14 protein-coding genes and 1 other RNA gene are annotated in these 12,927 nt (G+C 63.0%); 9 read left to right on the forward strand and 6 right to left on the reverse strand.

Translation table 11 applies throughout. The features are described 5' to 3' along the window. Positions 1-154: 154 nt before the first annotated feature. From AC1Q6J_RS14620 to AC1Q6J_RS14635, 4 genes are all read right to left on the reverse strand, one after another. Positions 155-664: an Lrp/AsnC family transcriptional regulator gene (locus AC1Q6J_RS14620; protein ID WP_492279996.1), complete on the reverse strand. Its 510-nt coding sequence runs from the start codon at positions 662-664 to the stop codon at positions 155-157. Positions 665-756: 92 nt separating this feature from the next. Next, positions 757-1,653, reverse strand: a complete 897-nt coding sequence (locus tag AC1Q6J_RS14625) for a sugar kinase (protein ID WP_492280059.1) — start codon at positions 1,651-1,653, stop codon at positions 757-759. 140 nt (positions 1,654-1,793) lie between these two features. After that, positions 1,794-2,735: an NAD(+) diphosphatase gene (nudC, locus tag AC1Q6J_RS14630; RefSeq protein ID WP_492279997.1), complete on the reverse strand. Its 942-nt coding sequence runs from the start codon at positions 2,733-2,735 to the stop codon at positions 1,794-1,796. A 24-nt stretch (positions 2,736-2,759) separates the two neighbouring features. Continuing rightward, entirely contained in the window at positions 2,760-3,179 is a 420-nt protein-coding gene (locus tag AC1Q6J_RS14635; RefSeq protein ID WP_492279998.1) for an HIT domain-containing protein, read from the reverse strand. Between the two features lie 238 nt (positions 3,180-3,417). Here AC1Q6J_RS14635 and ffs point away from each other — a divergent pair. From ffs to AC1Q6J_RS14660, 5 genes are all read left to right on the forward strand, one after another. Further along, positions 3,418-3,514, forward strand: an RNA gene (gene ffs / locus AC1Q6J_RS14640) — signal recognition particle sRNA small type. Between the two features lie 86 nt (positions 3,515-3,600). Then, on the forward strand, positions 3,601-5,466 hold the full coding sequence (locus tag AC1Q6J_RS14645) for a DNA polymerase III subunit gamma/tau (RefSeq protein WP_492279999.1): 1,866 nt from the start codon (positions 3,601-3,603) through the stop codon (positions 5,464-5,466). A gap of 74 nt (positions 5,467-5,540) precedes the next feature. Further along, positions 5,541-5,861, forward strand: a complete 321-nt coding sequence (locus tag AC1Q6J_RS14650; protein ID WP_006022334.1) for a YbaB/EbfC family nucleoid-associated protein — start codon at positions 5,541-5,543, stop codon at positions 5,859-5,861. Between the two features lie 198 nt (positions 5,862-6,059). Next, complete coding sequence (gene recR / locus AC1Q6J_RS14655; protein ID WP_492280000.1) at positions 6,060-6,665, forward strand: recombination mediator RecR; 606 nt, start codon at positions 6,060-6,062, stop codon at positions 6,663-6,665. A gap of 19 nt (positions 6,666-6,684) precedes the next feature. Beyond that, positions 6,685-7,107 carry a hypothetical protein gene (locus AC1Q6J_RS14660; protein ID WP_492280001.1) on the forward strand — a complete coding sequence of 141 codons (423 nt, stop codon included), beginning with the start codon at positions 6,685-6,687 and terminating at the stop codon, positions 7,105-7,107. Here AC1Q6J_RS14660 and AC1Q6J_RS14665 read toward each other — a convergent pair. Then, positions 7,104-8,477: an AmpG family muropeptide MFS transporter gene (locus tag AC1Q6J_RS14665; protein WP_492280002.1), complete on the reverse strand. Its 1,374-nt coding sequence runs from the start codon at positions 8,475-8,477 to the stop codon at positions 7,104-7,106. The two genes, AC1Q6J_RS14660 and AC1Q6J_RS14665, sit on opposite strands and share 4 nt — an antisense overlap. Before the next feature lie 197 nt (positions 8,478-8,674). After that, positions 8,675-9,889, reverse strand: a complete 1,215-nt coding sequence (locus AC1Q6J_RS14670) for a DNA recombination protein RmuC (protein WP_492280003.1) — start codon at positions 9,887-9,889, stop codon at positions 8,675-8,677. 172 nt (positions 9,890-10,061) lie between these two features. Here AC1Q6J_RS14670 and def point away from each other — a divergent pair, with 172 nt between their 5' ends. The 4 genes from def (at position 10,062) to truA (ending at position 12,900) form a co-directional block, all read left to right on the forward strand. Beyond that, positions 10,062-10,577, forward strand: coding sequence for a peptide deformylase (def, locus tag AC1Q6J_RS14675; protein ID WP_492280004.1), 516 nt, complete (start codon positions 10,062-10,064; stop codon positions 10,575-10,577). 141 nt (positions 10,578-10,718) lie between these two features. Beyond that, on the forward strand, positions 10,719-11,651 hold the full coding sequence (gene fmt, locus AC1Q6J_RS14680) for a methionyl-tRNA formyltransferase (protein WP_492280005.1): 933 nt from the start codon (positions 10,719-10,721) through the stop codon (positions 11,649-11,651). Further along, positions 11,648-12,157: a GNAT family N-acetyltransferase gene (locus AC1Q6J_RS14685; RefSeq protein ID WP_492280006.1), complete on the forward strand. Its 510-nt coding sequence runs from the start codon at positions 11,648-11,650 to the stop codon at positions 12,155-12,157. Before fmt ends, AC1Q6J_RS14685 begins: the two co-directional genes overlap by 4 nt. A gap of 5 nt (positions 12,158-12,162) precedes the next feature. Next, positions 12,163-12,900, forward strand: coding sequence for a tRNA pseudouridine(38-40) synthase TruA (gene truA, locus AC1Q6J_RS14690; RefSeq protein WP_492280007.1), 738 nt, complete (start codon positions 12,163-12,165; stop codon positions 12,898-12,900). Positions 12,901-12,927: the final 27 nt, after the last annotated feature.

A 12,927-nucleotide genomic window follows, 5' to 3' on the forward strand; every position in this document is an offset into this window, starting at 1 on the left:
TTCGTCGATATAGTTACTTCGTCGTCCCCGCGAAGGCGGGGACCCATAACCACCTCGTTGACTAGTGAGGTTCGGTCGAGGCGGCTATTTCGTCAAACCGAGAGTTCGGGGAGCATGGGTCCCCGCCTTCGCGGGGACGACCCGTAATTTGTATCTACGCTGCGCTCAGCGCCGGCACCGGCAGCGCCGTCACCGACTTGATTTTTTCCATTGCAAAGCGCGACGTGACGTTCTTCAGCGCTACCGCGCTGATCAGCTTCTTGTAGAAAACATCGTAGCTCTGCATGTCGGCGACGACCACGCGCAGCATGTAATCGACATCGCCGGCCATCCGGTAGAACTCCATCACCTCGGGCATGGCGCTGACGGCGTCGGCAAATTTTTTCAGCCAGGCGTCGGAGTGATCGCCGCTTTCCACCGAAACGAACACCGAGATCCCGAGGCCGATCTTGTTCTGATCGACCAGCGCGACGCGGCGCAGAATGATGCCTTCGGCCTCCATCCGCTGAATGCGCTTCCAGCACGGCGTCGAGGACAGGCCGACCCGGTCGCCGATTTCGGCGACGGAAAGCGAAGCGTCATCCTGCAAAACGGTCAGAATCTTGCGATCGATCGCGTCCAGGCGGCGCGGAGCGTCAAGAATTGCTACAGCAGCGTCAGACATCAGAAGAACTTTCTTCCATAATTGAGGGCTTGTTACCTCATATATAGAAAATCATTCTCTGACAAGCTCGGATTTCCGGCTTTAGAGGGGCTCTATGCGGGGAGGGCGACCGTGCTGGAGGCCAAAAGAGCATCAACTTCAGCACGTTGCGGGGAACCAAAGGCGCCGCCGAAACGGGTGCATTTCAGCGCGGCCGTGGCCGAGGCGAATCGCATCGCCTGTTCCAGCGGCTGCCCTTCGGCGATTGCCAGCGTGAACGCGCCATGGAAAGCGTCGCCTGCGCCCAGCGTATCGACGGTGTGGACCGGGAAGGCCGGCATATGGTTCGGCTCGCCCTTTTCGTCCAGCCACTCGACACCCTTTGAGCCGGATGTCACGCCGAGAAACGCGGGGGTCACCTGCGCGAGCTTGCGCAGCGCTGCGATATCGTCGCTTTCTCCGGCGGTGGCGCGCAGCGCCTCCGCGGAAAAGATGATGTGGGAGGCGACCTGTAACAGCCCTTCGCGCATCGACATCATCCGGTCGCCGTCGATGACGACGGGAATGCCGCGGCGATGCGCGTCCGCGCACACATCGGTGCCGAATTCGGCGCAGCGGCTTTCGATCAGGATGGCGTCGCAGTCCGCGAGCAGCGTGTCGGAGGATGGCAGCGTCACAGTCCACAGTTTCGGATCGCGGAAAGTGGCGATGGTGCGCTCGCCGCTCGGATCGATCAGGACACTGGAGATCGGCGTGACCACATCGTCGACGACAACAAGGCCGCCGGTGTCGATGCCTTCACTCATGAATTGATCGTTGATGGTGACATTGCTCGCGGACAGCAATCCGCCGATCGGACCGGTCAGCAGGACACGCCCGCCGAGCCGTGAAATCGAAATCGCGGCGTTGGGCGAATTGCCGCCGGCGACTTCAACGAACTCGCTGGCATATTCCTTCTGTCCGCGCGCCGGGACTTCCGGCACGCGGAAAATCAGATCGCGCACCGGCATTCCGATGCAGACAATACGTGGTGATGTCCCGGGTGATTTATTGTGGATATTCACTGACACTGCGCCTCGCCCGAAATGGCTGTGACCAGGACAATCGATGACACGCGCTGCGGTTCCCGTGGCGGAAACCTCGCGGAACCCTACGCGGTTTCCTTCAGCCAGTTCGCCAGAAGGTGGTGCGCGATTGCGACCGGATGAGGGCCCGTCAGGCCCTCGGGATGAGTCCTCGCGAGCATCGCCACGGCTTCATCGCGGCTGAACCAGCGTGCGTCTTCGAGTTCGGTCTTGTCGACAACGATATCTGTCGTTGTAGCGCGGGCGGTGCAGCCGATCATCAGCGACGATGGATAAGGCCACGGCTGCGTCATGTAATAGCGCACGTCGGTGCAGTGGATGCCGGCCTCTTCGAGGATCTCGCGCTGCACGGCGTTCTCGATGGTCTCGGCAGCTTCGACGAAACCGGCGAGGCATGACCACATGGTCGGCGGAAACTGCGATTGGCGTCCCATCAGGCACTTGTCGCCGGCGGTCACCAGCATGATGACGACCGGATCGGTGCGCGGAAAATGCTCGGTCTTGCAGCTCGGGCATATGCGCTTCCAGCCGCCGTCCGACATCGCCGAACGCGAACCGCAATTGGCGCAGAAGCCGTGGCGCTGATGCCAGCTCACCAGCGATTTCGCCATCGCGATGGTGGAGAGTTCGCGCGCCGGTATAGCGCCGCTGGCGGCGACGGCCCGCAGGTTTTCCACGCCGACATCCTGGCGGCCCATCAGGTCCTCGGCGGCAGTGGCGCTGATGCCCATGCCGAAAATCGCCGCGCCTTCATGCAACCCGAGGAAAATGGTGCCGGGATTGGCGCCGAATTTATGCGCTTCATCGAGTGTCAGGAGCGCGCGGGGGCCATCGGCGCCCATGGTAACCACAAGCGAATCGCGATGGACCACATAGGCCCGCGCGTTGCGGTGGGTTTCCAGCGCGAACAGTTTTTCGGCGTCGGTGCGGACATGCGCGGCGCGGTCGATCGGGTGCGACACGAAGCCCGGTTGTCCGAGCGGAAAAGGATCGTTTTTGGTTGTCATTGATTTTTCAGCTCTATGGGGAAACTAACTCAGCCAGATCTTGCGGCGAAGGGCTGCGATGAAGGTCTCGACTTCCCGAGGATCGTGCGCCAGTGGCGGCACCACGCCCCAGACCGGCCGCGGCCACGCGGCGTCCGATGTCCGGCGCGCAATGATGTGAACATGCAACTGGGGAACGACGTTGCCCAGCGCGGCGATATTCAGCTTGTCCGGTTTGGTGACCTCTTTCAGCGCGCGCGCGACGCGGTTGATTTCGGTCGTCAGTTGCGCCTGTTCGATTTCGCTGAGGTCGATGAGCTCGATGGCGTCCGGACGGCGCGGCACCAGCAGCAGCCACGGATAGTTCGCATCCTTGATGACAAGCACGCGCGACAGCGGCAGATCGCCGATGCTGATGGTGTCTTTTTCGAGGGTTGAATGGAGCGACCAGGCTGAAGAGGACATTTGGATTCCGAACGTCGGATACGGAACACTAGCGGTTCCCTGCAATTTTGCAGAGTGCAGTGCTGCAAACAACACCTGTCATGCCCGGCTTGGCGCGGGGCTTCCATGCCTTTGTCCGGCCGGGGCGGGCCAAAGGCGGCCGGGCCGGGCGGCGGGCCAATTTGCAAGCTGAAACAAGGCGGTGCGAACCGCTGCCGAGTGCTTGCTTTCCGGCGCTTTTGGCCCCAAATAGGGATCGGGAGATTGGCGGTGGACGAGCCACTCGCCAACCGGGTCAGGTCCGGAAGGAAGCAGCCCTAACGAGGTCCGGATCGGGTCGCTCGTCAGTCTCCTACTTCTCTTTTTCGCGCGCCCAGCGTGCTAACGCCGGCTTTCCGCAAGACGCTCGCTCAGGAGCCTTGCGACAATCGCGGATCGATTGATGACCGATGCTGATATTGCCGGCGCGACTGCGGACGATCAGCCCGGTTTCGAACTTGGCGGAACGCCAGTTTCCCCGACAGCTTCGGGCGGCGGCTATCGTGTGCTTGCGCGCAAATACCGCCCCGCCACCTTTGAGGATCTGATCGGCCAGGAAGCCATGGTCCGCACCATCTCGAATGCGTTCGAGACGGGGCGCGTTCCGCAGGCCTGGATTCTCACCGGGGTGCGCGGCGTCGGAAAGACCACGACCGCGCGCATTCTTGCCCGCGCGCTGAATTATGAATTGCCGGATGGCTCGGTCCAGGGGCCGACCATCCACATGCCGAAGATGGGCGTGCATTGCCAGGCGATCATGGAAAGCCGGCATATCGATATTCTCGAGATGGACGCGGCATCGCATACCGGCATCGACGACGTGCGGCAGATCACCGACGGCGTGCGCTATGCACCGTCGAGCGCGCGCTACAAGGTCTACATCATCGACGAAGTCCACATGCTCTCGGAGAAGGCGTTCAACGCCTTCCTGAAGACGCTGGAAGAGCCGCCAGAGCACGCCAAGTTCGTGTTCGCCACCACGGAAATCCGCAAAGTCCCCGTGACGGTGCTGTCGCGCTGCCAGCGCTTTGATCTCAAGCGCGTGGACGCCGACGTGCTGATGGCGCATCTGGCCAACATCTCCGGCAAGGAAGGCGTCAAGGCCGAGCCGGAAGCGCTGGGATTGATCGCGCGCGCCGCCGAAGGCTCGGTGCGCGATTCGCTGTCGCTGTTCGATCAGGCGATCGCGCATGCGGCGGGCATGGTGCGCGCCGAGGACGTGCGGCAGATGCTGGGTCTTGCTGACCGCACCCGTGTCATCGATCTGTTCCAGTCGCTGGCGAGCGGCGACATCGCCGCGGCCTTCAAGGAATTCCGCGATCAGTATGACACCGGCGCCGATCCGGTGGTGGTGCTCAGCGATCTCGCGGAATTCGTGAACTTCGTCACCCGGGTGAAGGTCGTTCCCGCCACGGCGGACAATCTGGCGCTCGGCGAAACCGAGCGCACGCGCGGGCGCGATTTCGCCGCCAAGCTTTCGATGCGGGTGCTGTCGCGGATGTGGCAGATGCTGCTGAAGGGCATCGCGGAGGTGCAGTCCGCGACGCGTCCGCAGGCCGCCGCCGAAATGGTGCTGGTGCGCATCGCCTATGTGTCCGATCTGCCGACGCCGGACGAAGCGATCAAGATGATCGACGCCAATGGCGGCTCGCCGCCGATGACTGGCGGCAATGGTGTCGGCAACGCCGCGCCGCGTGGGCCATCCGCCATGCTGTCGCCTGGTGGCGATGACGGCTCGCAATTGCGAGCCGTGGCATCCAGTTCACGGCCGGCGCTCGATACCTCGCCGCGCCCGCAGATGAGCGCACCGGCGCCGGCGCCTGTTGAAGCCGCACCCGCGCGGCGGCTGACGACATTTGCCGAGGTTGTTGCACTGGCCGGCGAGAAACGCGATTTGCAGATCAAGTCCGCGCTCGAATCCGACATGCGGCTGGTGCGCATGGAAGACGGGCGGCTTGAGGTTGCGCTGGAGCGCAGCGCCGCGCGCTCCGTTGTCAACGACCTGTCGCGCAAGCTCGAATTCTGGACCGGGCGACGCTGGACGGTGATCGTCTCCAATGAAGCGGGCCAGCCGACGCTGCGCGCGCAGGCGCAGGCCGCAAAGGAAAAGCTCACCGACGGCGTGCAGGCCGACCCGCGCGTGCAGGCTGTGATGTCACGTTTCCCTGGTACGCAATTGGTGGAAGTGCGGCGCATCGCGCCGGACACCGGCTCCGGCGCGGACGAATCCGGGCCTGTCGCCGCGGCGGAAGAAGACGACGATCTCTAGGGACATGATCCCGAATAGTGGGAACCGGTTTTCGGATAAGATCATGTCCGAACACCAACTATAAAGGACCGTTCATGGCTGACTTTCTTGGCATGATGAAACAGGCGGCGCAGCTTCAGTCCAAGATGAAGGCGCTGCAGGATGAACTCGACACCATCGAGGTCGAAGGCCTGTCCGGCGGTGGACTTGTCAACGTGCGCATGACCGCCAAGGGCGAAGTGAAAGCCGTGAAGATCGATCCGTCGCTGATGAAAGCTGACGAGCGCGAAATTCTCGAGGACCTGCTGGTGACTGCGCAGAATGATGCGCGCCGCAAGGCCGAAGCTGCCATGCAGGAGAAGATGCAGGCGCTGACGGGCGGCCTCGGCCTGCCTCCGGGGCTGGGTCTCGGCTAGTGGTCCGATTCTAACATTCGCGTTCCGGTTCGGCAGATGACTTGGCGAATGTTAGAATCGAAGGACCACTAGCAATTATAAGTTTCTCGTGGAGTTTGGATTTGACATTCGCGATGGGAACTTGCGGCCGGTGCGTCGCGAATGTCAAATCCACTCCACGAAAGCCGCGATGCGCCTTCTCAATGTGAAAATGCTCTGATGGTAGCCTCTGTCGCAGGTCCCGAGATCGAACGGCTGATCCAGCTGCTGGCGCGGCTGCCGGGGCTTGGCCCGCGCTCGGCGCGGCGCGCGGCGCTGCATCTGATCAAGAAGCGCGAAGCCCTGATGACGCCGCTGTCGGCGGCATTGCAGGTGGCGATCGAGAAGATCCAGGTATGCAACACCTGCGGCAATATCGATACGCAGAATCCCTGCACGGTCTGCACCGATACGCGGCGCGATCCCTCGATCATCGTGGTGGTGGCGGATGTCGCGGATTTGTGGGCGCTTGAACGCGCTCATGCCACAAATGGATTCTATCACGTGCTCGGCGCCACGCTGTCGCCGCTCGACGGCGTTGGCCCGCAGGATCTGACCATCGATGCACTGGTGCAGCGCGCGCTCGATCCGCGCGTGACGGAAATCATCCTCGCGCTCAATGCAACGGTCGATGGACAGACCACCGCGCACTACATCACCGACCTGTTGCAGGATGCCAACGTCAAGGTCACGCGGCTGGCGCATGGCGTGCCGGTCGGCGGGGAACTTGATTATCTCGACGAAGGAACCCTGTCGGCCGCCATGCGGCAGCGGACGCTGTTCTGAAACTTAAAATGGAAACCGCATGATCTCCCGTCTGTTCGCGAATACTCCAGATCATTTTGCCGCTGGCTGTCTGATTGCATGTCTCGCTATGTTCGTTTCATCCGGCGCGATGGCGCAGCAGAAGGCCAAGCCGATCAACACCGGCGAGGTGTTGTCCGGCGAACTGACCGCGATGCGGTCGGGACCGAAGAGGAATCGCGTCATCACGTATCAGTTGACCAGCGAGCCGCGGCGGCTGCCGGGACCGACCGGCCTGTGCAATCTGGAAACCGGCCCCGAGACGTTTCAGATCGTGACCAACAGCGATGCGGAAGCGGCGGCGCTAAAGCCGTTTATCGGCAAGAGCATTGCGCTGAAGGCCAATGAGATGTCCTGTGCGCAGGCTGCCGGGCAGTTGAGCGACGCCATCGTCACCAAATGGAGCGTCGTGACCAAGCACTAGGCGGCGGCGGGATCGGCCTCGCGGCGTCCTAGCGTCTCGAAATGTCCGCGCCGTTGCAGCCATGCCAGCAGGATCAGGCTTGGCACCGCGACCAGCACGCTAAGCACGAAGAATGCCGGCCAGCCGGTGGCCTGCGCGACATATCCGGCGCCCGCCGAGAGGTAGGTTCTGCCGATCGCGGCGAAAGCGGTGAGCAGCGCATACTGGGTCGCGGTGTGCAGCGGACTCCGGCACAATGAAGACAGATAGGCGACGAAGATCACGGTGCCGATCGCGCCGGTGAAATTCTCCACCGTGATCGCCAATGCGAGCGCCCATTGATTGTGGCCAACAAAGGCCAGCCATGCGAAGGCGAGATTCGAGATCGCCTGAAGCACGCCGCCGGTCCACAGGCACGCTTCCAGCGACCATGCGCGCGCCAGAAAGCCTCCGGCGAATCCGCCGATCAGTGTCGCGGCAAGCCCGACGCCCTTGACGATGGCGGCGTAGTCATTGCGCGTGAAGCCGAGATCGATCACAAACGGCGCGGTCATGGTGCCGGAAAACGAATCTGTGAACTTGTAGAGGATCACGAAGGCGAGAACCGCCCAGACATCTTTCCGGGTCAGGAATTCGGTGAAGGCGCCGACGGCGGCGGTGATGACGCGGGTGATCGCGTTCTCGCCGGAGGTCGCTTCCTCGGCACGGCGCGACTGCTCGGGTTCGGTGGCGGCCAAGGCGGCGATCATCCCGATCAGCACCATCGCCGCCATGGCGATGTAGCCCCACATCCAGGCGATTGATTTGGTCAGGCCGGTGGCTTCGAATGCGCTGACCAGAAACAGCGCGCCGGCGGTGGAGATCAGCATGCCGACGCGATAGGCCGCGACATACGAGGCCATGCCCGCGGCCTGCTCGCTCTCCGGCAGGCTTTCGACGCGGAAAGCATCGACCACGATGTCCTGTGTGGACGACGCTGCCGCCACCAACAGCGCACCGAGTGCGACATAAAACGGCGAGCGCGCCGGATCGGTCAGCGCCAGCAGCAGGATCGCCGCGATCAAAAGCAATTGCGCGAACACCAGCCAGCCGCGCCGCCGTCCAAGCAGGTGCGTCAGCAGCGGCACATGCAGTGCATCCACCAGCGGCGCCCAGAGGAATTTCAGCGTGTAGGGCGTGCCGACCAGCGCGAACAGGCCGATGGTGCCGAGATCGACGCCGGATTCGCGCATCCACACCAGCAGCGTCGAGCCCGACAGCGCCAGCGGCAGTCCCGACGAGAAGCCGAGAAACAGCACAATCAGCACGCGCTTTTGCAGATAGACCGCGAATGCCTCGCGCCACGAGGCGCGGGGAGTGGGGGTTAGTTTGGCGATTTCGGGTGCTGTCATGCAGGGGTGTTAGCAGATTCGGATGATTTCTCCGCGCGTCGTCCCCGCGCAGGCGGGGACCCATGCTCCCCAAATTTGGGGTTATCGCGGACGCTTGCTGCGGAGATCGTCCCAACGACTGAATTTGGTGGTTATGGGTCCCCGCCTGCGCGGGGACGACATCGAGTATGTGGCGAGCGCAACGAGGATCGCGACGACTACTCCCCCGCCTGCAATTTGCGTAGCGGATGGGCCGGAAACAGATCGTTGCCACTGGATGCAAGCGCGCGAGGCGAGTCAGCCGGCTCGCTCGATTTGCTGAAATCAAGTTCCTCGATGCGGCCGGCGCGCTTCTCGATCTTCTCCGCCGAGATCAGGATCTGGCGCACGTCTTCGTTCACATTGCCGAAATCTTTCTGAAGCTTGAGCACGCGCTCGCGCAAACGTCCGAGATCGTCCGCCATATGCATGACTTCAGTACGGATCTGGTCGGCAGCGTCGCGCATCCGCGCGTCTTTCAGGATCTGCTGCATCACCTGGATCGCCAGCATCAGCAGCGACGGCGACACCAGCACCACCCGCGCGCGGTAGGCTTTCTGGATCACGTCGTCGAAGCCGTCGTGAATTTCCGCGTAGACCGATTCCGACGGCACGAACATCAGCGCGGTGTCCTGCGTCTCGCCGGGAATGAGATATTTGTCGGCGATATCGGTGACGTGCTTCATCACGTCCTGCCGCAGCCGCTGGGTGGCGTATTTCTTCTCTTCATCGCTGCGCGCGTCGCGCAAGGCGGTGACGGATTCCAGCGGAAATTTTGCGTCGACGCACAATGGCCGCTGATCGGGCAGGAAAATCACGCAGTCGGGGCGAGTCCGGTTCGATAGCGTGTGCTGAAAGGCATAGGAGTCTTTCGGCATGCCGTCCTGCACGATGGCTTCCATCCGCGCCTGACCGAATGCGCCGCGTGACTGCTTGTTGGCGAGCACATCGCGCAGGGTCGTCACCTGCGAGGTGAGGTCGGTGAGATTCTTGTGGGCGTTGTCGATGATGCCGAGGCGCTCGTGCAGCACGCGCAGGCTGTCCATGGTGTTGCGCGTCGTCTGCTCCATGGACTGGCCGACGCGATGTGTCACCGAATCCAGCCGCTCGTTGACGGCGCGGGCCATCTCCGCCTGACGGCCCACCAGCGCCTGTCCCATTTCATGGACCCGGCCGGTGGATTCGTTCTGCATGCGCAGCACCTCGGCGAGCCGCTCTTCAAGCTCGTCGGCGCGCACCGCCTGCGCCATGGCGGCTTCGGCGCCCTTTCGGCCTGAGCGCGCAATGACGATGGCGATGGCCAGCAGCAACAGCAGCGCCAGCACCCCGAATGCGATCAGGGCGGCGCTTGTGCGAACCGGCAGATCGCCGGCCATGAAAAGGATCTCGTTCATGGGCCCTTTGTAGCCCGATTCGGGGCGCGAGGCGAACGAATAGGGAACATTTTATGGTTAACAACTCCCTGATTTTTATGGTTAATCGCCGGTTAACGGCATTCGTCTCCGGCCAAGCGCCTGACCCCACAACGGGTTTGACCGCGGCGGGCGCTCCCATTACATCGCGCTCATGGCCAATCGCGACATCATCATTCTTCCCGACAAGCAGCTGCGGCTGATCTCGAAGCCCATTGAGAAGATCACGCCCGAGATCCGCGCGCTCGCCGACGACATGTTCCAGACCATGTATGACGCGCCGGGCATCGGCCTGGCCGCGATTCAGGTCGCGGTGCCGGTGCGGCTGATCACCATGGACCTCTCCAAGAAGGAGGAGGAAAAGGAGCCGCGCGTCTTCATCAATCCGGAGATTCTGGCGTCGTCCGATGAACTCTCGGTCTATGAGGAGGGCTGTCTCTCGATCCCGGAATACTATGAGGAGGTCGAGCGGCCGGCGCGGGTGCGCGTGCGCTTCATGGATATCGACGGCAAGATCCGCGAGGAGGATGCCGAGGGACTCTATGCCACCTGCATCCAGCATGAGATCGACCATCTCAACGGCGTGCTGTTCGTCGATTATCTCTCCAAGCTCAAGCGCGACCGCGTGATGAAGAAGTTTACCAAGGCCGCCAAGCTCGCTGGGAAGTAGGCGCGGCGCAGACCTTTAACCGTCATGGCCGGGCTTGTCCCGGCCATCCACGTCCTGGCGACGATTGTATAAGAACGGCGTGGATGCCCGCGACAAGCGCGGGCATGACGAACTCGAATTCGTTCTCTATGAGGACTGCTCATGCCGCTTCGTCTGATTTTCATGGGCACGCCGGATTTCGCGGTGCCGACGCTGCTGGCGCTCGCGGACCATGGTCACGAGATCGCGGCGGTCTATACCCGCGCGCCGAAGCCGGCGGGCCGCGGCATGAAGTTGCAGGCGACGCCGGTGGAGCAGGCCGCGCGCCAGCTCGGCATTCCGGTGCTGACGCCGAAGACTCTCAGGACGCCGGAAGCTGAAGCAGAGTTTCGTTCGCACAATGCCGACGCTGCGGTGGTCGTGGCTTACGGCATGATCCTGCCGCAGAACATTCTCGACGCCGCTCCGCTCGGCTGTTTCAACCTGCATGGGTCGTTATTGCCGCGCTGGCGCGGGGCCGCGCCGATCCAGCGCGCCATTATGACGGGTGATGCCGAAAGCGGCGTCATGGTCATGAAGATGGATGCCGGGCTCGACACCGGCGATATTGCGATGGCGGAGCGCCTGCCGATAACGGATACAATGACAGCACAGGACCTGCACGATGCTCTGGCGCCGCTGGGCGCGGACCTGATGGTGCGCGCGATGGGCGGGCTGTCGCGCGGCGGCCTGCAACTCACCAGGCAGAGCGAGCAGGGCGTCACCTACGCGGCCAAGATCGACAAGGCCGAGGCGCGGATTGACTGGACCAGGTCCGCCCGCGAGGTGCTGCGTCATATCCACGGCCTGTCGCCGTTTCCCGGCGCGTGGTTCGAAATCGCCATCGATGGCGAGCCGGTGCGCATCAAGGTGCTGCGCTGTGAACTGGCGAAAGGCTCCGGTGCGCCGGGCGACGTGTTGGACGACAAATTGACGATTGCCTGCGGTGAAGGCGCGATCCGCATTCTGGAATTGCAGCGCGCCGGCAAGCCGCCGATGAAAGCCGACGCGTTTCTGAATGGCACGCCGCTCAAGCCGCCGGCGCGGGCGCAATGATTGTCCGCCCCGAAACAGCCGGTGACATCGCGGCGATCGACAACGTCATTCGCCGTGCGTTCGGAAGCCGCAAAGAAGCCTGTCAGGAGGCTGAGCTGGTTGACGGCCTGCGCCGAGACGGTGATCTGGTGCTATCGCTGGTGGCGGAGCAGGACGGACAACTTGTCGGTCATGTCGGATTTTCGCGGCTGTGGGTCGTGCAGGACACACATCGCATTCCAGGCATCAGCCTCGCGCCGCTGGCGGTGTTGCCGGATCGTCAACGCAAGGGAGCGGGCCGCGCGCTGGTCGAAGCGGGACATGTGCGTCTTCGCGAGGCGGGCGAGACCATCGTCTTCGTGCTGGGAGATCCGGATTACTACGGCCGTTTCGGCTTTTCGCTGTCAGCAGCGACGGCGTTTGGTTGCCAATACGCGGGGCCGCATTTTCAGGCGCTGCGGCTTGCGTCATCTACACCGGACGCGGGGGCCGTCGAGTACGCTCCCGCCTTCAACGATCTGGGCTGACGGACATGCCCCGCTACAAGCTCATCATCGAGTATGACGGCACGCCCTACTGCGGCTGGCAGTATCAGGACAACGGCCCCACGGTGCAGGGCGCGCTGGAAAACGCCGTGAAGGCGATGACCGGCGATGACGTGCGGGTCAATGGTGCGGGCCGCACCGACGCGGGCGTCCATGCGCTGGGGCAGGTCGCGCATATCGATCTGGCGAAAGATTACAAAGCTGACCGCGTGCGCGACGCGCTCAACGCGCATCTGCGGCCGAATCCCATCGGCGTGTTGTCGGCGGAGATCGTGCCGGAGACGTTCGATGCGCGGTTCTCGGCGATCAAGCGTCATTATATCTACCGCATCGTCAATCACCGGGCCAATCTTGCGCTGAAAGCCGGGCACGCGTGGCGGGTGGCACGTCCGCTGAATGTCGAGGCGATGCAGGACGCCGCACAGGTGCTGGTCGGCAAGCACGACTTCACGACGTTCCGCGACACCGAATGTCAGGCGAAGTCGCCGGAGAAGACGCTGGATGCGCTCGACGTGATACGCGACGGCGTTGATGTGAACATCGTCACCTCGGCGCGTTCGTTCCTGCACAGCCAGGTGCGTTCGATGGTCGGCTCGCTGGTATGGGTCGGCCACGGCCGCTGGACGGCCGACGACATGCGGCGTGCGCTCGAAGCGCGGGACCGCACGGCGTGCGGTCCCGTCGCGCCGCCGGACGGGCTCTATCTGGTAAGGGTGGAATACTAGCTTTTCGTTACGCAGTAATAACGTCTG

Source organism: Afipia sp. MLSD5-FHT05B12 (genome assembly GCF_058793355.1).